At 65.2% G+C, this 19,546-nt stretch carries 21 protein-coding genes; 13 read left to right on the top strand and 8 right to left on the bottom strand.

The features are described 5' to 3' along the window. Position 1: 1 nt before the first annotated feature. The 4 genes from PSFL_RS23735 to PSFL_RS23720 all read right to left on the bottom strand — a co-directional run bounded on the left by PSFL_RS23735 (position 2) and on the right by PSFL_RS23720 (position 4,093). A complete protein-coding gene (locus tag PSFL_RS23735; protein WP_397470556.1) occupies positions 2-1,540 on the bottom strand; it encodes a PepSY-associated TM helix domain-containing protein in 1,539 nt (512 codons plus the stop codon). Continuing rightward, on the bottom strand, positions 1,537-1,824 hold the full coding sequence (locus tag PSFL_RS23730; protein ID WP_057445152.1) for a DUF3649 domain-containing protein: 288 nt from the start codon (positions 1,822-1,824) through the stop codon (positions 1,537-1,539). The genes PSFL_RS23735 and PSFL_RS23730 overlap by 4 nt, the downstream gene beginning before the upstream one ends. 212 nt (positions 1,825-2,036) lie before the next feature. Then, a complete protein-coding gene (locus PSFL_RS23725; RefSeq protein WP_169961366.1) occupies positions 2,037-3,377 on the bottom strand; it encodes a sensor histidine kinase in 1,341 nt (446 codons plus the stop codon). Beyond that, positions 3,374-4,093: a response regulator transcription factor gene (locus PSFL_RS23720; RefSeq protein ID WP_057959131.1), complete on the bottom strand. Its 720-nt coding sequence runs from the start codon at positions 4,091-4,093 to the stop codon at positions 3,374-3,376. The genes PSFL_RS23725 and PSFL_RS23720 overlap by 4 nt, the downstream gene beginning before the upstream one ends. Positions 4,094-4,442: 349 nt before the next feature. On the opposite strand from PSFL_RS23720, the gene PSFL_RS23715 reads away from it, so the two are divergent. Further along, on the top strand, positions 4,443-4,961 hold the full coding sequence (locus tag PSFL_RS23715; RefSeq protein WP_169961367.1) for a cysteine hydrolase family protein: 519 nt from the start codon (positions 4,443-4,445) through the stop codon (positions 4,959-4,961). 12 nt (positions 4,962-4,973) lie between these two features. On the opposite strand, the gene PSFL_RS23710 is transcribed toward PSFL_RS23715, so the two are convergent. Further along, a complete protein-coding gene (locus PSFL_RS23710) occupies positions 4,974-5,261 on the bottom strand; it encodes a hypothetical protein (protein ID WP_057959133.1) in 288 nt (95 codons plus the stop codon). A gap of 233 nt (positions 5,262-5,494) precedes the next feature. On the opposite strand from PSFL_RS23710, the gene PSFL_RS23705 reads away from it, so the two are divergent. The 3 genes from PSFL_RS23705 to PSFL_RS23695 are packed head-to-tail and all read left to right on the top strand — an operon-like array spanning position 5,495 to position 7,632. Next, positions 5,495-6,133 (top strand): secretin and TonB N-terminal domain-containing protein, encoded by a 639-nt coding sequence (locus PSFL_RS23705; protein ID WP_315493070.1) that lies wholly within the window; start codon positions 5,495-5,497, stop codon positions 6,131-6,133. Beyond that, positions 6,130-6,675 carry an RNA polymerase sigma factor gene (locus tag PSFL_RS23700; RefSeq protein WP_057438724.1) on the top strand — a complete coding sequence of 182 codons (546 nt, stop codon included), beginning with the start codon at positions 6,130-6,132 and terminating at the stop codon, positions 6,673-6,675. The genes PSFL_RS23705 and PSFL_RS23700 overlap by 4 nt, the downstream gene beginning before the upstream one ends. 36 nt (positions 6,676-6,711) lie before the next feature. Next, a complete protein-coding gene (locus tag PSFL_RS23695; RefSeq protein ID WP_397470555.1) occupies positions 6,712-7,632 on the top strand; it encodes a FecR family protein in 921 nt (306 codons plus the stop codon). Positions 7,633-7,663: 31 nt separating this feature from the next. On the opposite strand, the gene PSFL_RS23690 is transcribed toward PSFL_RS23695, so the two are convergent. Then, the gene (locus PSFL_RS23690) at positions 7,664-8,272 is read right to left on the bottom strand and encodes a type II secretion system protein GspJ (protein ID WP_397470554.1); all 609 of its coding nucleotides are present in this window, start codon (positions 8,270-8,272) and stop codon (positions 7,664-7,666) included. Then, on the bottom strand, positions 8,269-8,730 hold the full coding sequence (gene gspH / locus PSFL_RS23685) for a type II secretion system minor pseudopilin GspH (RefSeq protein WP_397470553.1): 462 nt from the start codon (positions 8,728-8,730) through the stop codon (positions 8,269-8,271). The genes PSFL_RS23690 and gspH overlap by 4 nt, the downstream gene beginning before the upstream one ends. 90 nt (positions 8,731-8,820) lie before the next feature. On the opposite strand from gspH, the gene PSFL_RS23680 reads away from it, so the two are divergent. Further along, on the top strand, positions 8,821-9,252 hold the full coding sequence (locus tag PSFL_RS23680; protein ID WP_397470552.1) for a type II secretion system protein N: 432 nt from the start codon (positions 8,821-8,823) through the stop codon (positions 9,250-9,252). Here the strand turns inward: PSFL_RS23680 and gspI are convergent. Further along, positions 9,239-9,631 (bottom strand): type II secretion system minor pseudopilin GspI, encoded by a 393-nt coding sequence (gene gspI / locus PSFL_RS23675; RefSeq protein ID WP_397470551.1) that lies wholly within the window; start codon positions 9,629-9,631, stop codon positions 9,239-9,241. The two genes, PSFL_RS23680 and gspI, sit on opposite strands and share 14 nt — an antisense overlap. Before the next feature lie 148 nt (positions 9,632-9,779). On the opposite strand from gspI, the gene gspG reads away from it, so the two are divergent. The 8 genes from gspG (at position 9,780) to PSFL_RS23635 (ending at position 19,403) form a co-directional block, all read left to right on the top strand. Further along, positions 9,780-10,229 (top strand): type II secretion system major pseudopilin GspG, encoded by a 450-nt coding sequence (gspG, locus tag PSFL_RS23670; protein WP_397470550.1) that lies wholly within the window; start codon positions 9,780-9,782, stop codon positions 10,227-10,229. 8 nt (positions 10,230-10,237) lie between these two features. After that, positions 10,238-11,161 (top strand): type II secretion system minor pseudopilin GspK, encoded by a 924-nt coding sequence (gspK, locus tag PSFL_RS23665; protein ID WP_397470549.1) that lies wholly within the window; start codon positions 10,238-10,240, stop codon positions 11,159-11,161. Next, on the top strand, positions 11,158-12,270 hold the full coding sequence (gene gspL, locus PSFL_RS23660) for a type II secretion system protein GspL (RefSeq protein ID WP_397470548.1): 1,113 nt from the start codon (positions 11,158-11,160) through the stop codon (positions 12,268-12,270). Before gspK ends, gspL begins: the two co-directional genes overlap by 4 nt. Then, on the top strand, positions 12,263-12,790 hold the full coding sequence (gene gspM, locus PSFL_RS23655; protein WP_057959140.1) for a type II secretion system protein GspM: 528 nt from the start codon (positions 12,263-12,265) through the stop codon (positions 12,788-12,790). The genes gspL and gspM overlap by 8 nt, the downstream gene beginning before the upstream one ends. Then, positions 12,787-15,069 carry a type II secretion system secretin GspD gene (gene gspD, locus PSFL_RS23650; protein WP_397470547.1) on the top strand — a complete coding sequence of 761 codons (2,283 nt, stop codon included), beginning with the start codon at positions 12,787-12,789 and terminating at the stop codon, positions 15,067-15,069. Before gspM ends, gspD begins: the two co-directional genes overlap by 4 nt. 130 nt (positions 15,070-15,199) lie before the next feature. After that, positions 15,200-16,618 carry a type II secretion system ATPase GspE gene (gene gspE / locus PSFL_RS23645; RefSeq protein WP_057959142.1) on the top strand — a complete coding sequence of 473 codons (1,419 nt, stop codon included), beginning with the start codon at positions 15,200-15,202 and terminating at the stop codon, positions 16,616-16,618. Further along, positions 16,618-17,826, top strand: coding sequence for a type II secretion system inner membrane protein GspF (gene gspF / locus PSFL_RS23640; protein WP_397470546.1), 1,209 nt, complete (start codon positions 16,618-16,620; stop codon positions 17,824-17,826). Before gspE ends, gspF begins: the two co-directional genes overlap by 1 nt. Positions 17,827-18,212: 386 nt before the next feature. After that, a complete protein-coding gene (locus PSFL_RS23635) occupies positions 18,213-19,403 on the top strand; it encodes a substrate-binding domain-containing protein (protein ID WP_115127979.1) in 1,191 nt (396 codons plus the stop codon). Positions 19,404-19,546 lie beyond the last annotated feature (143 nt).

The raw sequence follows: 19,546 nt of genomic DNA, 5'->3' as shown, positions 1-19,546 counted from the left end.
CTCAATTGACCTCCGCTACAGCGTGCTTGGCCACGCGCCGGGTGCTGCGTTCCTTGGGCGCCTGGTACAGCTTCCAGCACGGCCAGGCCAGCAGCAGGCCGAGGGCGACGCTGGTCAATTCCAGGTAGACGTAATCCCCCAGGTTTTCCCCCAGCAGATTCAGGGCCGGTAGGCCGATACACAGCACTGCCGCCAGGCCCAGTTGCTCGCGCCAGGCACTGCGCCAGGGGCGGACAATCGCGTGGCCCAGGCTCAACAGCCACACCAGGAAAAACACCCGCACTTCCCAGCCACCGCGTTGGGCCAGTTCCACCGGGAGCAAGCGGTTGGCCCACAACAAGGCCACGCACGCCACCGTCAGCCCGGCCACCACCGCCACATTCAGGCGTTCGGCGATGTGGTAGAGCAGGGCGCCCACAGCGCCTTCGCCATCGTGGCGCCGGCGGCGTTTGACGGTAAACAGCACCACGCCGGTTGCCAGCATTGCGCAACTGGCCAGGCCGCAGACAAAGTACAACCAGCGCATGGAGTAGCCGCCGAACTGCGCAAAGTGCAGGCCGGCCATGACCTTCTGGGTCAACAGGCTGTGCCGGCTGACCGCAGGCTGGCGCAGGACGGCACCGCTGACCCCGTCAAACAGCATGCTCTGGCCCTTGGTCAGCTCGATGCGGTTGCCCAGTACCGGCCGTACCTCGATGCGTGCGTCGCTGCGGCCGGGGTTGTGGATCGACAAGCTGGACACCGGCCCCATGGCCCGCTCGGCCTCGGCCAGCAGCGGTTCCAGTGCCGTCAGTTCGGCCGCTTCGCTGTGTTTGGGGCGTTCGCCGCGCACTTGTTGTTCGGCGGGTGCACCACGCAGGGCGCGGAAGAGGTTGTCGCGGTCGCCGTCAAACAGCGCGTCCACCGCCGCCGGCATGTAGATCAAATAGAAGATCACCAGCCCGGTATAGGTGATCATCAGGTGAAAGGGCAGCACCAGCACCGCTGTCGCGTTGTGCGCATCCAGCCATGAGCGCTGGCCCTTGGCGGGGCGGAAGGTGAAGAACTCCTTGAAGAATTTCTTGTGGATCACGATCCCGCTGACCAACGCGACCAGCATCGCCATGGCGGCCAGGCCGACCGTCCAGATCCCCAGGTCGCGCGGCAGGTTGAGGGTGAAGTGGAAGCGGAAGAAAAACCCGCCCCCGGCAGTTTCGCGCACGGCCAGGGGCTCGCCGGTGTGCGGGTCGAGCGCGGTGCCGCCGCCACGTCGTTGTTCGCCGGCCGATACCGTCAGGGTGTCGGAGCGTTCGCCGGGCAGGCCGATATTCCAGGTCTTCGCCTCGGGGTGCTGGCGCGTCAGGTAGTCGAGGGCCTGCTGCGCGGCGGCGCTTTGCGACAGGGTCGAGGTGGGGATTTCCGGGCGCATCCAGCCGTCGATTTCCTTGTCGAACACCGCCAGGGTGCCGGTCAGGAAGATTGCAAACAGCAGCCAGCCGAACACCAGCCCGCTCCAGGTATGCAGCCAGGCCATGGCCTGTGTCAGGGTCTTGTGTTTCATCCCAGCACCTCGCGCCAGTGTGGCCAGAAACCGACGGCAGCCAGGGGCAGCGCCAGGGCCATCCCGGCCCACGCACGCCAGGCGTTGCGACAGGCAAAGGCCCAGAGGATCGCCAGGGTGTAGATCAAGAAGGAGGGCAGGCTGGCGACCACCAGGGCATCCACCTTGTCCATGGGCAACAGGCGCGCCAGGGCGGCGGTAAACGCATAGGTAAACAGGTAGCCGCCGATCAGCGCGGCGACTACCCGCGAGAGGGTCGGCCAGGCAGGGGATTTGCTTTTCATGGAGGGCTCATCAGCATCAGACCAGGCAACACCATCGCCCTGGGGGGCAGGCTTGTGTGGGAGCTGGCTTGCCTGCGATGGCATCTCCTCGGAATGACCTGCTAGACCGAGGCGTCTGCATCGCAGGCAAGCCAGCTCCCACATAGACCGAGTGGGTCACAAGAAACGTATGGCTCGAATGCTAGTGATTCTCATATGGGAGTAAACGCAATTTACAACTTATACACTTTGAGCCGCAGGTGCAGGCACAGCCCGGGCGTGGTGTTCTGTGCCCACAACTGGCCGCCTTGCAACTGCACGATGCTGCGCGCAATCGACAACCCCAGGCCATAGCCATCACCGCCGGGGCGGGCGGCGTTGAGGCGGGTGAAGGGCAGGAAGATCTGCTCCAGCTTGTCCGGCTCGATCCCTGGGCCCTGGTCCTGGATGCACAAGTGCCAGAAATCGCCCTCCAATGCTCCGGTCAAGCGCACCACACCGTGTTCGGGGGAATGGCGGATGGCATTGCGCAGGATATTTTCCAGGGCCTGGGCCAGGCCATTGAGGTTGCCCAGCACCCAACAGTCGGCGGGCAGTTCGCAGGGCAGGCGCTCCCGCGGCCAGCCGCTTTCAAAGCAGGCGTCTTCGCGCAGCAAGTCCCACAACGGTTCCATCTCGACCGCTTCCACGGGCATCGCCGGGCGTTCGGTATCCAGCCAGACCAGCTCCAGAGTGCTGCCGATCAAGCGTTCCATGCCTTGCACTTCGCGCTCCAGGCGCTGGCGCAGGGCATTTGGATCGGGCTCGCGCTCCCCGGCCACCCGCAGCCGGCTCAAGGGCGTGCGCAGTTCGTGGGACAAGTCCCGCAGCAGGCGCCGTTGCAGGACCACGGTATTTTCCAGGCGCTCGGCCATGTGGTCGAAGGCCCGGGCCAATTCACCGAGTTCGTCACGGCGGTGCGTCACCTGGGGCCCGACCCGCGCCGCCAGGTCGCCGGCGCTCAGGGCATTGGCCTGGCGCCGCAAGATCACCAGCGGCGAAATCAGCACCCGGTACAACAGCACACCAAACAATAGCGCCAGGCACGTCGGCAGTACCTGGCGCAGCAAAATGTCCCACAGGCCACGGCCCTGGCGGGGGTCCAGGTGCAGTGGCAACTCCATGACCAGGCGTGCTGCACCGTCGCTGAACGGAATATAGAAAGTCGGCCGCCCGCCGGGGCGGCCCACTGGCCAGTCGATCTGGCGTACAAAATCCAGCTTGCGCCGCTCGATCGTGGTCAAAGCCTGGGAGGACAGCGACTGGTGGTCGTCCACTATCACCGCCCATACCTGCTCCTGGGCACGCAGATTCTTGAGGAACTCATCGACCCCCACTGCACCGCGTTCGCGCCAGGCAATTTCGGCCTGGCGTGAGTACTCGCTGAGGATGTAACGGGTGGGGGCGGGCAAGCGCGCGGTGGCTTCGTAGATGCGCCGGCTCACATCCACTTGCAGGCTGACCACCAGCAGGCACAACACCGCCAGCAAGCCGATCAATTTCCACAACAGCGAGTGGCGGTTGGGCAGCCTCATGGCTCCAGCCGGGTCAGCATATAGCCTGTGCTCCTGACCGTTTCCACGCGCCCGGCGGTGTAGCCGATGGCCTGTAACTTGCGGCGGATACGGCTGACATGCATGTCCAGGCTGCGATCATGTCGCGAATAGGCGCGGTGCATGACCTGCTGATACAGGAATGCCTTGGTCAGCACCTCGTCGGCATGGGCCACCAGGGTTTCCAGGACGCGGTATTCGGTGGTAGTCAGGTCGGCCCACTGTTCATCCAGGTGCACATCCGTGCGCTGTTCGTCGAACGTCAGTTGCGGATCTTCATTGCGCGCCGTGCCAGGCACCTCATGTTCATAGGCCACCCGGCGCAGGATCGCGTCGATGCGCACATCCATCTCCAACATGCTGAACGGCTTGGGCAGGTAATCGTCGGCGCCCTGGCTGAAACCGGTGATGCGGTCCTGCTCGGCACCGAGGGCCGACATCAGGATCACCGGTACCCGTTGATGCCGCCGCAGTTGCGCGAGCACCTCCAGGCCGCTGCTGCCGGGCAGCATGATGTCCATCAGGATCAGGTCGAAATCCTGGGTACGCGCCAGCTCGACAATCCCTCCACCATCCTGGCGCAACGTGACCTCGAAGCCACGCTGGCCCAGGTGGCTGTGCAGGTGGGCGGCGAGCAACGGGTCATCCTCGACGGCAAGGATGCGGCGCGCAGCGGGGAGCGGGTGGGGGGCGTGCATGGGATCTTCCTGCGAATGCGAATGTTTCTAAGTTGCGCATTCTGGCAAAAGTCCCGACATATTCCTATCCATTGCGCTTTATTGCCGCATTTTCGGTTTAAGCACTGAACACGTTTGCAGCTCGGGGGGGCGCTCCAGGATCCTGGCTTGTCAGGGCGTTGCGGTATTGCTAGTGTCGATGCATGACTGCCTATTGCCTCACCTCGACGACCACCACCACGACCGCTGCAAGCGGAGCGTGCGAGGTTTCGTGAGCCAATAGCAGACGAACTTCAAAGGCCCGCCAGCGATGGACAGGGCCTTTTTTCTTGTCCTTGTGTCGCTGGCTCAAACGCAAGGAGATGCACCCATGTACGCCCTGTTGATTCTCGATATGCAAGTCGGGCTAGTTCACGGCCCGGAAAAACCATGGCGCTGCGAAGCGTTGTTGGAAACACTCAATAGCCTGATGGATAAGGCCCGCCACGCCGGTGCGCCGATTTTTCTGGCGCGCCATATCGGGCCCGTGGGCTCGCCCATCGAACCCGGCAGCCCGCTGACGAAGGTGGTACCGCAACTGAAGTTGCTCGGTGGCGAAAAGGTGTTCGACAAGCGCCGGCCCAACGCCTTTGAGTCGACCGACCTGGCTGACCAGTTGCGCGCATGCGGCGCTAGCGGTGTAGTGGTCACCGGGATGAAAACGCAATACTGCGTCGACAGCACCTGCCGCGCTGCCCGTGACCTTGGCTTCGATGCGGTACTTATCGCCGATGGCCATACCTGTTCGGACACTCCCGTGATGAAAGCCGAGCATATCGTCGTTCATCACAATGCCACGCTGGATGGGCCGTTCTGCCAACTGGTTAGGGCCGAGGAGTGGCGCTTCTAGCAGGCCCCCAGATCACGGCCGCTGCGGCTTTACCCCCGTACCGAACGTATTGCCCATCCGCACACTGGTCGCCGCCGGCGTCGACAAGCCAATCTGGTTCGGCGGCCGCTGGTGCACCGGTTTTTCCCGCGCCTCGCGGTTTTTCTGCGCTGCCTTAGCGCCCATCTGCTGGCTCAGGCATCCATAGTCAGGCGCTTTGTACCCATCCACCCTGGCCTCGACACAACCGCCCGGCGTTTCCTCGGCGTGCACGGTCGACGCCAGGCCCGCGCATAACAACAGCATCAACAACCGCTTCATCAGAGCCTCCTGGCAGGCCCTGGGGAGTGGGCCGTTAGTGCCTGCCAGTCTAGCCCGGTGGCGCTGGCGAAACCGTGATGTTTTTTTTGCCATCACCGTAACATCAGGTTCATAAATTGGCCTCAGGATGACGCTTTTCCCAGGACACGGCAGCCGTGCAACAAGGCAGAGCAGGGGGCGAACGGTGGGCTTGGAGGCGCACGCACTGCTGCCTGGTCTTGCTGTTGGCCTGGATGTGGCTGCCACTGCCCAGGGTGCAGGCGGGGGAGCCGCCGTTGTTGCGCCTGGATCTGCCTGCGCAAGACCTGGCGCCCGCCCTGGAAGCTTTCAGCCGGGCCACCGGGATGGCTGTGCTGGTGGACCGCGAGTTGAGCGATGGACGACGTTCGATGGGTGTGCACGGGCACTACAGCGCCCAGCAGGCCCTGGGCCTGTTACTGACAGGGAGTGGCCTGATGGCACGTTACGCACGCAGTGATGCATTCACCCTGCAGGTGCCTGAAGTCCGCCAGCCGCTGGCCAGTCGCGGGGTGTCGCCACGTAACGCCGCACGGCTCAATCGCAGTTATGCCAGCGCCGTGCAGCAGGCCGTCGAAGCCAGCCTGTGCCGTTCACCCTTGACTCGCCCCGGCAGTTTTCGGGCGCTGGTGCAGGTCTGGGTCAACCGTGACGGATTGATTGAACACAGCCGCCTGGTCAGCTCCACTGGCGATGTACTGCGTGATGAAGCGCTGGTGCGCAGCCTCGGCAGCACCTGGATAGAGCGCCCGGCACCCAGCTCGATGCGGTTGCCGTTGACCCTGCTTTTAATGCCCGACACCACAGGAAAACGCATGGAATGCACAGCACGGCAAGGAGCTTCCGGGGCATGAAGGATACCGGGCACACGCCAATGGTCAGGTTGTTCCTGGCCTCCTACGAGGACTTCAAGGTGCGTTTGCGCAAGCGCCTGGGGTCGGAGGATCTGGCCAATGACGTCCTGCATGAAACCTACCTGCGGGTCGACCGCATGGACATGCCGGCGAACCTGCAACAACCCAATGCCTATCTGTACCGCATGGCCCTGAACATTGCGGCCGACCGGCGCCAGGCCGATGCCCGCCTGCTGACCGGCAGCGAAGTCGAGGAGTTGCTCAATATCAGCGATGAAGCCCTGGACCCCTCGCGGGTGGTGGGTGGCCAGAAAGAAATCCAGTCCCTGCTCAAAGCCCTCTACGAACTGCCTGCCCGGCGCCGCAAGATCCTTATCGCCGCGCGCCTGGAGGAAGCGCCACACCTGGAAATCTCCCAGCGTTTCGGCATTTCCACACGCATGGTCGAGAAGGAAATCAAGGCCGCCCTGGGGCATTGCGCCCAGCGTCTGGAAAGAAAAGTCATCCAGCGGTTCGGTCCCGGCGCCGGAAAACCGTCTTAGTGTTGAGTCCCTGATAATCCGTGAGTACCTGCGCGCTTGAATATTTTTAGCTTTCCCACTGCCCGGGGCACGCCCGACAGCCGATTGCACGGTGAAGCGCGCGACTGGCTGGTCCTCCTGACCTCGGGCCAGGCAACCGTGGCCGATGCCAAGGCCCTGCGCCAGTGGTGCGCCCAGAGCCCCGAGCATGCCCAGGCCTTCGAACAGGCCAAGCGACTGTGGCAACAATTGACCCCGGCGCTGACCGAGGCCCAGGCCCCCCGGCACTTTGGCCGGCGGGCGTTCCTCGGCGGGGCGCTTGCGGCCTCGGCGGCCCTGGTGATGGTGCACATCAGCGTGCCCGGTGGTTTTGCCGGCTTGAGCGCCGACTACCACACCGCAGTGGGCGAGCAGCGGCGGGTGGACTTGCGCGAGGGCATCAGCCTGGAGCTCAACACCCAGACCCGCATCAGCCGGCGCGAGCAGGGCATCGAATTGCTTGAAGGCGAGGTCGAGGTGCAGGTGGCACAGCCGCTGACCGTACAGGCAGGGGCGGGCTGGCTGAGCGCGAGCCAGGCGCGCTTCAATGTGCGCAACACCGACCACAGTGTGTGCGTGACCTGCATTGAAGGCTGGCTGGCGGTTGAAGTGCAGGGGCGCAGCGTGCGCCTGGACAGCGGGCGCCAGTTGACCTACGACGCGGCCGGGCTGGGCCCCGTGGTGACGGTGGACACCGAAGCCGTGATCGCCTGGCGGGAACAGGTGCTGGTATTTAATAACGCCACACTGGATACGGTGATCGACGAGATCAACCGCTACCGCCCAGGGATGTTGGTATTGCTCAACCGCGAACTGGGCAAGCGCCGGGTGCAGGCGCGCTTCAGTCTCGAACAACTGCCAGGCGTGGCGTTGCTGATCCGCGATGCCTATGGGGCCAAATGCACAGAACTGCCGGGTGGGGTGGTGTTGCTCAGCTAGCCCTGGAGAAGGGAGCCCGCTCGCCACAGGTTCAGTCCAACGGCCCCAGCACCTGGCGATAGCGCTCCACCCCCTGGGGCGTCTGGCGCACCAGGGTGATTTCCATCCCCAATGGATTGTCCTGGCGATTGCCGCTCAACTGCCGCCAGCCTTTCTCGTTGTCCCACACCCGCACTTGCAGGTCGCTGACCTGGCTCAACACCGCCACCGCCTCCTTGGGCGCCGGCAGCGGATAGCGATCCCGCGCCGGTGCGGCAGCGCGGTACAAGGTGTCGCCCTTGAGCCACCACCGCACCCGTTGCAGGCCGTCGCCGGGGGTTGGCGCGCTGCGGATCAGCTCCAGACGAAAGCCCTGGCTGTCGGAACTGCGCACGGTCACCGCCGGCAAGGCGTCGGCGGCGGGAGGCTGGTCCTCGGTGGGTGGCGCAGCCAGTTCCACCCCGGCGCGCAGGCTGACGTCCAGTTGCAGCTGGTTCAGGGCGCGCAGCAGGCCCTGGGTCTGTTCGGTGCTGGCCTGCAAGTGGGCGTCGGCGCGGGTCACGCTGTCCAGGCCGCGCCAGGCAATCAGGCTGACCACCGCCATCAGCATGATCGCCACCATCACTTCGATCAGGGTAAAGCCTTGCTGCTCGTGGTTCATGGCTGGCTCACCACGCGCAGGGTGCCGGCCGCATCACGTTGCAGGCTGAGGCCGTGTTGCCCGTCCGAGAGCCACACCTGCAGCGGCGGATTGATCCATTCGGCATTCAGCACCAGGGTCTGCCGGGGTTCGATCCGCACCAGCATCGGCGTGGTATCCCAGGCCCGTGGGCGCAGTTGTGGGTCATCCTTGAAGTCCTCCAGCCCCCGGCCATCGTCGCGGCGGCGGCTCAAACGGTAGCCCTTGGCATCCGCGCGCCAAGTTATCGTGCGGCCATCGGCACGGGCTTCGGCCTGGGCGATCTGCAGCACCTGGCTCAGGCGCTCGGCGTCCTTGCGCAAGCGGTGCAAGGGGTCGGGCTTGATGCTCAGGCTGATGGCGGCGCTGGCAATGCCGATGATCACCAGCACCACCATCAACTCGATCAAGGTGAATCCCTGTTGCCAGCGATTCGTCATGGGTGTGCCCTCAACGGGATCTGCCACTGAAATAAAACCGTGAGAATTGCCCTGTAGGCTGTCTGCACGGACAAACAGGAGGTCCCGCCCATGGCATTCATCCATCGCGTATCTGCCGCCCACGGCATCCAGGCCCTGGCCGTGCTGGCGACGCTGGCCGGGGTCGCTACATGGACACCGTTGCTGCTGACGTCTGCCGAGTCCCATACCCCGGCGCTTGCCCCCCAGGCATTGGCGGCGCGCAGTGATAACCCGGCGCAGCAATGGTTTGCCGACATGCCGGCGGCCCTGCAGATCAAGGTCTCCGGGGTGCTGGCCGGCGCCCAGGGCGCGGTGGCGATTCTCAGCCTCAACGACGGGCCGCCGCGCAGCTTTCTAGCGGGTGAACGCCTCAGTCCCGGCGTGCGCCTGGCGGCCATCGAGGGCGACGGGGTGGTGATCGAGCGCGGCGCTGAAAAGGTCCGGGTCAACCTCGAAAAGTTGCCCGATGCCCCGGCCTTGCCCCGGCTCACTCGGCCGTAACCTGCTTTAATGCCGGCGCGCGGCCCACCAGGGTCTCAAGGCGCGCCAGGGGCGGCGCCTCGCGTGTGGCGTCCAGCACTTGCACGCTGACTTTCCACAGGTCGCCAGCGCCTGCCACCACCTGTTCACAGCGCAGTTTCAAACGGCCCTGGTCGCACTCGAACGTCTTGCGCCCGGGGCTGGCGCGGCCCTCCAGACGCAGTTGCGCCAGGCGACTCTGGGCCGCCAGCATGGCGATGGACTTGTCGCGCAACAGGCCATTGCTCAGGGTCATCAACCCCGCCACCCGCACAGCCGCCGCCATGGCCACGGCGATAATCGCCAGGGCCACCAGCACCTCGATCAGGGTGAAACCTTGGTTCCTATTGCGGGCGCGCATGGCTTGCTCAATGCCGGGAAACAGGCCCGCAGACTAGCCCCTGCACTTGACCGATTGGCGACCAAAGCTCCCGAGGATTTTCAATACGCCTGACATGTTGTCTTGCAACACTGCGCGACGAAAAGCACTCAAGCCAAGGAATGTCGAGATGGATATCGCGCACTTCACATCCACCCCGCGAGGCGCTCGTGGCCAGCGTGGCTTTACCCTGATCGAGATCATGGTGGTGGTGGTCATTCTCGGGGTCCTCGCCGCCATGGTGGTGCCCAAGGTGCTCGACCGCCCCGACCAGGCGCGGGCCACGGCTGCCCGGCAAGACATCGGTGGCCTGATGCAGGCGCTGAAACTCTATCGCCTGGACCACGGCAGCTATCCGAACCTGACCCAGGGTCTCAAGGTCCTGGTCGAGCGCCCGGCCGATGGGAAGAACAGCAATTGGCGCGCCTACCTCGAACGCTTGCCCAACGACCCCTGGGGCCGCCCGTACCAGTACCTCAACCCTGGCGCCAACGGTGAAGTCGATGTGTTCTCCCTGGGCGCCGACGGCCAACCGGACGGTGAGGGCGTGAATGCCGATATCGGCTCCTGGCAGTTGTAAGGCGCGCCATGAACAGCCATTTGCCCAGAGCGGCGAAGCAGCGCGGCATGGCGATTATCAGCGCGTTGCTGATCGCCGCCGTGGTGGCGGTGCTTGCCGGGGCCATGCTCACCCGCCAGAGCGTGTTCACCCGCAGCCTTGAGGCCGAACAACTGCGGGTCCAGGGCACTTGGTTGTTGCAGGGCGCGCTGCAGGCCAGCCGGCAACAGTTGTGGGACGCGCGGCGCAAAGAGGTGCTGACCCGTCTCGACCAGCCCTGGGCGCGCCCCTTTGCCGGGGTGGTCGAAGGGCGCCTGGATGACGAGCAGGGCAAGTTCAACCTGCGCAATCTGGTCAGCCAGCAGCAGCCGGATGTGGCGCAGTTGCAGAGTTTCCAACGTCTGTGCCAGTTGCTCGGCATCGACCCCAGCGTCAGCCAGCGCATCAGCCAACGGGTGCTTGCCTCCTATGCGCAGCGCGCGGGTGGCAGTGACGTGAGCAGCCTGCGCAGCACCTCGCCCGAGGCCGCGCAGACCTTGCTGCCGGCCAGGGCGCCGATGTTGCGCAGCCTTGACGACCTTGCCCTTGAGCCGGGTGTGCAGCAACGCCTGGCGGCCTATGTCAGCGTGTTGCCCGACAACACCTGGGTCAATGGCAATACGGCCAGCGCCGAAGTGCTCAGTGCGGTGGTGCCAGGGCTCAGCCTGTCCCAGGCCCAGGGGCTGGTGGCCGAGCGGGACAGCGGGCGCTGGTTTATCAACCGCGGGGATTTCGTCAACCGCCTGCGCATGCCGCAGTTGTTGGTGGACTCGGTGCAGGTGGGAATCACCAGTGAGTGGTTCCGCTGGCACGGCCGCGCGCGGCGCGAGCAGCGGCGGGTGGCAGTCGAAGCATTGTTGTATCGCCCTGAAGACCGGCAACCCCAAGTGATCTGGTGGCGGGTGGGCGCATGACGCGCTTGCGCATTGCCTTGCCGCCGCTGGCCCAACTGAGCGCCGAGAGCCTGGTGCACTACGCCTGGTTGGACCGCGCCGGGCAGGTCAGCCGGCAAGGTCAGGCCAGCCTTGGGCAGTTGGCGCAACCGCGCAAGAGCCTGGCAGCCGAGTGTTTCCTGCATCCCCGGGACAGTTTGCTGAGCAGCCTGGAGTTGCCGCAACTGCCGCCCGCTAAAGTGGCGGCAGCCGTGGCCTGCGCGGCCCAGGCGCTGATCCTCGGCCCGGTCGCGCAAATGCAGGTGGTCCACAGCCCACGGCAGAGCAACGGCCAGGTGCAAGTGGGCTGGCTGCCGACGGCTGGCCTGGAACACCTGCAGCGGGTCCTGGCCCAGGTGCCTATCAGTTTGCGCGGCCTGTACCCGGCGCCCTATGCCTTGCCTGTGCCGCCGGCGGGGCATTTGAGCGTGGCATGCGTCGACGGGCATCTGCTGCTGCGCCAGAGCCTGCACCAGAGCGCCTTGCACCCCCTGGGGCCACAGGCCCTGGCGGAACTGGTGCAGGCTGGCGCGCAGTTGCATCAGGTCGATGAACACACGCCCCCGCGCTGGCAGGGTGTGGTCCCCGCCTGGGGCTTGCATGGCCACCTCAAGCGCGCCAGCAGCGGTGGCTGGGGCCGGGCGCTGGGGCTCAGTGCCCTGGCGGTGGCGGTCTGGACCCTGGGCCTGAACCTGTATGCCGCGCGCCAGGTGGACGAAGGGCAACAGCTCAAAGCGCGGATGATTGCCCAGGTCAAGCAGGCCTTCCCGCACTTGCCAGTGATCCTCAATCCGCTGCAACAGGCCCGGCAGCAACTGGCCGCCGGGCAAGGTGCCACCGCCGATCCCGGCCAGCGTTTCAGCAGCCTGTTGCAACTGGCGGGCAACCACCTGCCGTTTATGGTCGGCAGCGTCCAGGCGTTGGCATTTGATCAAGGCCGGTTGCACCTGGAGCTGTTGCCCGACAGTCGCAGCCCGGCCGCCCCAGGGGAGTGGCAGGCGGCGTTGACCGAGGCGGGTTTCGCTGCCACCCGCGATGAGCACGGCTGGACCCTCGGGCCGCTCGACAACACGGGAGGCGCCGATGAGTAAGTTCAGCTATCCGCACCTGCGCGGCCAGCTCCAGGGATTCTGGAGCGGCCTGGCCCTGCGCGAAAAGCGCCTGCTGGGCGGCAGCGGGGCGGTACTGGCGGGCTTTTTGGTGTGGTTGCTGCTGATTGAGCCGCCCTTGCAGCAGATTGATTTCTGGCAGGCCGAAACCCCCAAGCTGCGCACCCAGGCCGCCACCTTGCAGGTGCTGCTGCAGGGCGCCAGTGCCGGTGCGCGCGCCGGGCAAGACCTGGAAGGCGCGCTGCGCCAGGCGCTCGACGCTGCCGGACTTAAAGACCGCTATCAGTTGCAGGGCGTGGCGCCCGCCGGTTGGCGCCTGACTTTTACCGACGCGCCGGCGGATGCGCTGGTTGGTTGGCTGCTGACCAGCCCGCGCGCATTTTCCCTGGAGGTGTCCCACGCGCGCTTGCAGCGTGTGGGCGATACCCCAGAAAACCCGGCCGGCAGCGTGTCCGGGACCGTTCGCATGGATCAGGCGCCTGGCGCTAAGGAAGCTTCATGAAGTGGTCACTTCCCCGTTCAGCGCCGTTTCGCCAGGTGGCGCCGCTGCTGTTGCTGGCGCTCAGTGCCTGCAGCCACACCCCGGCGCCCACACCTGCGCCCTTGCTGGTGGACAGCGAACTCGGCCAGCCCCTGGCCGACACCCGGCGCAATGGCGTGCCGTTGCCCGATCGCCAGCGCGAAATCAGCCCCCAGCCGCGGGTCCAGCACCCGCTGAGCAACCGCGCCCGTGGCCCGGTCGCCGCGCCGGCCAAGGTGCGCAACCCGCTGGGTGACCAGCCGGTGCAATTGAACTTCGTCGACGCCGAGATCCAGGCGGTGGTACGCGCCTTGTCCCGCGCCACCGGCCAGCAGTTCCTGGTAGACCCCCGGGTCAAGGGCAACCTGACCCTGGTCAGCGAAGGCCAGGTCCCGGCGCACCAGGCCTACGACATGCTGCTGGCGGCGCTGCGCATGCAGGGCTTCAGCGTGGTCGACGTGGGGGGCGTGGCCCAGGTGGTCCCGGAAGCCGACGCCAAACTGCTGGGCGGGCCGATCTACAACGCCGCCAGCCCCAGTGGCAACGGCATGCAGACCCGCACCTTCCGCCTGCAATACGAAAACGCGGTGAACCTGATTCCGGTGTTGCGCCCCATCGTTTCGCCGAACAACCCGATCAACGCCTACCCCGGCAACAACAGCATCGTCATCACCGACTACGCGGAAAACCTCGCACGGGTAGGGCAAATCATCGACGGCATCGACACCCCAAGCGCCATCGACACCGACGTGGTGCCGGTGCAAAACGGCATCGCCGTGGATATCGCGGCAATGGTCGCCGAGTTGCTGGAAACCCAGGGCAACGACCAGACCCAGAAAATCGCCGTGATCGGCGACCCGCGTTCCAACTCGATCATCATCCGTGCCGGCAGCCCGGAGCGCACGGAGCTGGCGCGCAACCTGATCTACAAGCTTGACAATGCCCAGAGCAACCCCAGCAACATGCATGTGGTGTACCTGCGCAACGCCCAGGCCGGCAAGCTGGCCCAATCCCTGCGCGGCATGCTGACCGGTGAGAGCGAAAGTGGCGTCAGTGACGAGGCCCGCTCCAAGTTGAGTGCGATGGGCGGCGCGGGTAGCACCAGCCTGGGCAGCACCCAGAACAGCAGCGGCACGCCGACCGCCAGCGCGGCGCCATCCAGCGGTTATGCCAAGGACAGCTCCGGCGCAAGCACTGCCGGCAGTGAGCAGAGCACCGCCTTCAGTGCCGGCGGTGTGACGATCCAGGCCGATGCGACCACCAATACCCTGCTGATATCCGCCCCGGATCCGCTGTACCGCAACCTGCGCGAAGTCATCGACATGCTCGACCAGCGCCGCGCCCAGGTGGTGATCGAAAGCCTGATCGTCGAAGTCAACGAAGACGATGCCAGCGAATTCGGCGTGCAGTGGCAGGCCGGCAACCTGGGGGGCAAGGGTGGTTTTGGCGGGGTCAACCTGGGCGGCAGCGGGATCAACGGCACCCCCACCAGCAAGACCAGCATCGACGTGCTGCCCAAGGGCCTGAACATCGGCCTGGTGGACGGCACCGTGGATATTCCAGGGATCGGCCGGGTGCTGGACCTCAAAGTCCTGGCGCGGGCGTTGAAGAGCAAGGGCGGGACCAATGTGTTATCCACGCCGAACCTGCTGACCCTGGACAATGAGGCGGCGAGTATCTTCGTCGGCCAGACCATTCCCTTCATCACCGGCAGCTACGTGACCGGCGGGGGCGGCACCAGCAATAACCCGTTCCAGACCGTGCAGCGTGAGGAAGTGGGGCTCAAGTTGAACGTACGGCCACAGATTTCCGAGGGCGGTACGGTGAAGCTGGATATCTACCAGGAAGTCAGCAGCGTCGATACCCGGGCGTCGGGGGATGCGCGCACGGTGACCAACAAGCGCGCGATTGATACCAGCATCTTGCTGGATGACGGGCAGATCATGGTGCTGGGCGGGCTGTTGCAGGATGGCTATACCCAGAGCAACGACGCAGTGCCGTGGCTATCAGACATCCCGGGGTTGGGCGCGCTGTTTCGCAACGAGTCGCGCAGTGTGAACAAGACCAACCTGATGGTGTTCCTGCGCCCCTACATCATTCGCGACAGCGGCGCGGGGCGCAGCATTACGCGCAATCGCTACGACTTTATGCGCCGCGCCCAGGGAGGCTTGCAGCCGCAGCACAGCTGGGCATTGCCGGATGTGCAGGCGCCGCAGTTGCCGGCGGTGGAGAAGGCGATGCCGGGGAGTACACGCCCGTGAGTCGCACCCATTCCCCCTGTGGGGCTCGACAGCTCCCGCAGGGGGATGCGGTCGCCTTGAGAATCGGACTGCCGAGCATGGGCGCAGCCCTGGCTTACTGTGCGTTGAGCCGCCGCAAGGGCGGCCCCCTATGAGCCTGCTCCCCTACGCCTGGGCCAAATCCCAGCGCATCCTCTTGCAGCCCACCCCCGAAGGCCCACGCCTGACCATCTGCCCCTCGACCCCCGGCTGGTCGATCAGCGAGGTCCACCGGCAATTCGGCGAGGCCGCCATCGAGCAGGTGCGCGACGACGAACTCGACGGCCTGCTGGCCAGTGCCTACGCCGATACCGGCAGCGCCGCCGCCGTGGTCGGCGCCGCCGAAAACGAAGTCGACCTCGACCGCCTGATGCAGGACATCCCGGAAATCACCGACCTGCTCGACACCCAGGACGGCGCCCCGGTGATTCGCATGATCAACGCCTTGCTGACCCAGGCCGCCCGCGACGAGGCCAGTGACATCCATATCGAACCCTTCGAAACCCACTCCGTGGTGCGCTACCGCGTCGACGGCACCCTGCGCGATGTGGTGTCGCCGCGCAAAGCCCTGCATGGCGCGCTGGTGTCGCGGATCAAGATCATGGCCCAGCTCGACATCGCCGAAAAACGCCTGCCCCAGGATGGACGCATCGCCCTGCGGGTTGCCGGGCGGCCGATTGATATACGGGTGTCGACGGTGCCCACCGGCCATGGCGAACGGGTGGTGATGCGCCTGCTCGACAAACAGGCCGGGCGCCTGCAACTGGAAACCCTGGGCATGGACCCGCAGCTGCTGGCGCGTCTCGATGGCCTGATTCGCCAGCCCCACGGCATCGTGCTGGTCACTGGGCCCACTGGCAGCGGCAAGACCACCAGCCTCTACGCCGCCCTGGCGCGCCTGGACGCCAGCACGAGCAATATCCTCACCGTGGAAGACCCGGTGGAATACGACCTGCCGGGGATCAGCCAGATCCAGGTCAACGCCAAGATCGACATGACCTTCGCCCTGGCCCTGCGTGCGATCCTGCGCCAGGACCCGGACATCATCATGATCGGCGAAATCCGCGACCTGGAGACCGCGCAGATCGCCGTGCAGGCTTCCCTCACCGGGCACCTGGTGCTGGCTACGTTGCACACCAATGACGCGGTGTCGGCGGTCAATCGCCTGATCGACATGGGGGTCGAGCCGTTCCTGCTGGCCTCGTCGCTGCTCGGTGTATTGGCCCAGCGCCTGGTGCGCCGCCTGTGCCCGCACTGCAAACAGCCTGACCCGGCGGCCCCCGGCACCTGGCGCCCGGTGGGGTGTGGCCAGTGCAACCAGGTCGGTTACAGCGGGCGCACCGGCATCCATGAATTGTTCTGCGTCGATGACGCGGTGCGCGGCCTGATCCACCAGGGGGCCGGCGAGCAGCAGATACGCGTCGCCGCGCGCCACGCCGGGATGTTCAGCATGCGTGAGGATGGCGAGCGTTGGGTGCGCAGCGGTGCCACTGCGCCGGAAGAAATCTTGCGTGTAACACGGGACGCCTGATGAATCGCTATCGCTATGAAGCCGCCGATGCCAGCGGCAAACTGGAAGCCGGGCACCTCGAGGCCGAGAGCCAGGGCGCGGCCTTTGCCAGCCTGCGCAGTCGTGGCCTGACCGCGTTGCTGGTGCAGCTCGAAGGCAGCGCCAACGTGGCAGACAACAGCCTGTTCAGCGCCAAACTGTCGGACAACGACCTGGCCTGGGCCACCCGCCAACTGGCCAGCCTGCTCGGTGCCAGCCTGCCCCTGGAAGCGGCACTGAGTGCCACGGTGGAGCAGGCGGAAAAAAAGCATATCGCCCAGACCCTCAGTGCGGTGCGCGCCGATGTGCGCAGCGGCATGCGCCTGGCCGATGCATTGGCTGCGCGGCCACGGGACTTCCCGTCGATCTACCGGGCGTTGATTGCGGCGGGGGAGGAGTCCGGCGACCTGGCCCAGGTCATGGAGCGCCTGGCCGACTACATCGAAGAGCGCAACAACCTGCGGGGCAAGATTCTCACGGCCTTTATCTATCCAGGGGTGGTGGGGTTGGTGTCCATCGGCATTGTGATTTTCCTCCTGAGCTACGTGGTGCCGCAGGTGGTCAGCGCCTTTTCCCAGGCGCGCCAGGACCTGCCGGGGCTGACCCTGGCAATGCTCAATGCCAGTGACTTTATCCGCGCCTGGGGCTGGCTGTGTTTTACCGGGCTGGTCGCGGGCTTCTGGAGTTGGCGCCTGTACCTGCGCAACCCCGTGGCGCGCTTGAACTGGCACAGCCGGGTCTTGCGCCTGCCGCTGCTCGGGCGGTTTGTGCTGGGGCTCAACACCGCGCGTTTCGCCTCGACCCTGGCCATCCTCGGCGGTGCCGGCGTGCCCTTGCTGCGCGCCCTGGAAGCGGCGCGCCAGACCCTGTCCAACGACCGCCTGAGCCAGTGTGTCAGCGATGCCACGGCCAAGGTTCGCGAAGGGGTTAACCTGGCGCCGGCCCTGGCGGTGGAAAAGGTCTTCCCGCCGGTGCTGATCCACCTGATCGCCAGCGGCGAAAAAACCGGCGCCCTGCCGCCGATGCTGGAGCGGGCGGCGCAGACCCTGTCGCGGGATATCGAACGGCGGGCCATGGGCATGACTGCATTGCTGGAGCCGTTGATGATCGTGGTGATGGGCGCGGTGGTGCTGGTGATCGTGATGGCGGTGCTGTTGCCGATCATCGAGATCAACCAATTGGTTACCTGACCTGTGAAGACTGCGCTGGTGCAAATGTGGCAGCAGGCTGCAAGTCAATTACCCGACCCGCCCATCACCCAGCCTCGGGTTCGTCATTGGGTCATCTTTGCCCCCCTGCGCACGGCCCGCCCGCCATCGTCGAAACACTCCCTGAAACCTCGCTGTCACCCACCCCGATAAAAGCCACAATCATTGCCAAAACACCCGAGAATCTTTTTAAAAATCAAGCTGTTCCTCCCGAGGTTTTTTCCCTTATCTGTCATCGGAAACTGCGACCTTCGTGTCCATGGCCTCGCCCCGCAAGCCCGCTGGATCACGGCGTGTGAACCGAGTGCCATGGCGTCATGCAAGAGCCATCTACCTCAACGTATGAATACGACGAAAGGAGCTTCTTCATGTTTAAGCGCAACGTTCTCGCGGTATCCATGACCCTCGCGGCCCTCTGCTCGGCCCAGGCTGCATTCGCTGATGTCAACGGCGGCGGCGCAACCCTGCCACAGCCGCTGTACCAGACGCCCGGCGTACTGACTGCCGGTTTCGCCGCCTACATCGGTGTCGGCAGCGGCAACGGCAAGGCCGCGTTCCTGGAAAACAAATACGACAAGCTCGTACCCGGCGTGACCACCAAGAACGTGCACTGGGCCGGCAGCGACTCCAAGCTCAACGCCACTGAATTGTCCACCTATGCCTCTGCCAAGCAGCCAGGCTGGGGCAAGCTGATCCAGGTGCCGTCGGTGGCCACTTCGGTGGCCATTCCTTTCCGCAAGAGCGGTGCCAATGCGGTTGACCTGAGCGTCAACGAGCTGTGCGGTGTGTTCTCCGGGCGTATCAACAACTGGAGCCAGATCACCGGCGCTGGCCGTAGCGGTGCAATCACCGTGGTTTACCGCAGTGAAAGCAGCGGCACCACCGAACTGTTCACGCGCTTCCTGAACGCCAAGTGCGCTGAAACCGGCAGCTTCGCCGTTACCACCACCTTTGCCAACAGCTACAGCGGTGGCCTGCCGGCCGGTGCCGTTGCGGCTGCCGGCAGCCAGGGCGTGATGAATGCCTTGAACGATACGACTGTCGCCGAAGGCCGTATCACCTACATGAGCCCTGACTACGCCGCCACCACCCTGGAAGGCCTGGACGACGCGACCAAGGTCGCTCGCGTCGGCAAGGACGTGGCAAGCAACACCGAAGGTGTATCACCTGCTCCAGACAACGTTTCTGCGGCGATTGATGGGGTTTCGGTGCCCGCCGTGGCTGACCGTGGCAACCCGGACAAGTGGGTACCGGTGTTCGGTAAAAACGGCGTGGCCGGTGTGGTGCCTTACCCAACGTCGGGCTACCCGATCCTGGGCTTCACCAACCTGATCTTCAGCCAGTGCTATATCAACGGCACCCAGTCCAACCAGGTCCGTGACTTCTTTGCCCAGCACTACGGCGAGACCGTGAACAACGATGACGCCATCCGCGCCAACCGTTTCGTGCCGCTGCCTGACTCCTGGAAAAGCGCGATCCGCAGCAGCTTCCTGACCGCCAGCAACCCGCTGAGCATCGGTAAGACCGACGTCTGCAACGGTATCGGTCGTCCGCTGTAACGCCAGCGTTCCTCGACCTGCAACCCCTGATCAGCAACGGCCTGTGCCGTTGCTGATTTTTTATTGGCTCACCCCGTAGCCGCTGCCGAGCCCAGATGAATTTTCCATGACAGAAGTTCAGTCCTGCCCCTCGCCAACCGCCT

It is taken from the genome of Pseudomonas sp. DD1, from assembly GCF_044510355.1.
GTDB lineage: Bacteria > Pseudomonadota > Gammaproteobacteria > Pseudomonadales > Pseudomonadaceae > Aquipseudomonas > Aquipseudomonas shahriarae.
This window is presented reverse-complemented; position numbering and strand designations above follow the sequence as displayed.

What these genes read in the sequence shown, in the direction of transcription:
- PSFL_RS23705 (WP_315493070.1), top strand. Translation starts at nt 5,495, where the DNA reads ATGTGGCTGCCACTGCCCAGGGTGCAGGCGGGGGAGCCGCCGTTGTTG.
- PSFL_RS23730 (WP_057445152.1), bottom strand. Translation starts at nt 1,824, where the DNA reads ATGAAAAGCAAATCCCCTGCCTGGCCGACCCTCTCGCGGGTAGTCGCC.
- PSFL_RS23635 (WP_115127979.1), top strand. Translation starts at nt 18,213, where the DNA reads ATGTTTAAGCGCAACGTTCTCGCGGTATCCATGACCCTCGCGGCCCTC.
- PSFL_RS23700 (WP_057438724.1), top strand. Translation starts at nt 6,130, where the DNA reads ATGAAGGATACCGGGCACACGCCAATGGTCAGGTTGTTCCTGGCCTCC.
- gspH (WP_397470553.1), bottom strand. Translation starts at nt 8,730, where the DNA reads ATGACGAATCGCTGGCAACAGGGATTCACCTTGATCGAGTTGATGGTG.
- PSFL_RS23720 (WP_057959131.1), bottom strand. Translation starts at nt 4,093, where the DNA reads ATGCACGCCCCCCACCCGCTCCCCGCTGCGCGCCGCATCCTTGCCGTC.
- gspG (WP_397470550.1), top strand. Translation starts at nt 9,780, where the DNA reads ATGGATATCGCGCACTTCACATCCACCCCGCGAGGCGCTCGTGGCCAG.
- gspD (WP_397470547.1), top strand. Translation starts at nt 12,787, where the DNA reads ATGAAGTGGTCACTTCCCCGTTCAGCGCCGTTTCGCCAGGTGGCGCCG.
- gspL (WP_397470548.1), top strand. Translation starts at nt 11,158, where the DNA reads ATGACGCGCTTGCGCATTGCCTTGCCGCCGCTGGCCCAACTGAGCGCC.
- PSFL_RS23715 (WP_169961367.1), top strand. Translation starts at nt 4,443, where the DNA reads ATGTACGCCCTGTTGATTCTCGATATGCAAGTCGGGCTAGTTCACGGC.
- gspE (WP_057959142.1), top strand. Translation starts at nt 15,200, where the DNA reads ATGAGCCTGCTCCCCTACGCCTGGGCCAAATCCCAGCGCATCCTCTTG.
- PSFL_RS23735 (WP_397470556.1), bottom strand. Translation starts at nt 1,540, where the DNA reads ATGAAACACAAGACCCTGACACAGGCCATGGCCTGGCTGCATACCTGG.
- PSFL_RS23690 (WP_397470554.1), bottom strand. Translation starts at nt 8,272, where the DNA reads ATGAACCACGAGCAGCAAGGCTTTACCCTGATCGAAGTGATGGTGGCG.
- gspK (WP_397470549.1), top strand. Translation starts at nt 10,238, where the DNA reads ATGAACAGCCATTTGCCCAGAGCGGCGAAGCAGCGCGGCATGGCGATT.
- gspI (WP_397470551.1), bottom strand. Translation starts at nt 9,631, where the DNA reads ATGCGCGCCCGCAATAGGAACCAAGGTTTCACCCTGATCGAGGTGCTG.
- PSFL_RS23680 (WP_397470552.1), top strand. Translation starts at nt 8,821, where the DNA reads ATGGCATTCATCCATCGCGTATCTGCCGCCCACGGCATCCAGGCCCTG.
- PSFL_RS23725 (WP_169961366.1), bottom strand. Translation starts at nt 3,377, where the DNA reads ATGAGGCTGCCCAACCGCCACTCGCTGTTGTGGAAATTGATCGGCTTG.
- gspF (WP_397470546.1), top strand. Translation starts at nt 16,618, where the DNA reads ATGAATCGCTATCGCTATGAAGCCGCCGATGCCAGCGGCAAACTGGAA.
- gspM (WP_057959140.1), top strand. Translation starts at nt 12,263, where the DNA reads ATGAGTAAGTTCAGCTATCCGCACCTGCGCGGCCAGCTCCAGGGATTC.
- PSFL_RS23710 (WP_057959133.1), bottom strand. Translation starts at nt 5,261, where the DNA reads ATGAAGCGGTTGTTGATGCTGTTGTTATGCGCGGGCCTGGCGTCGACC.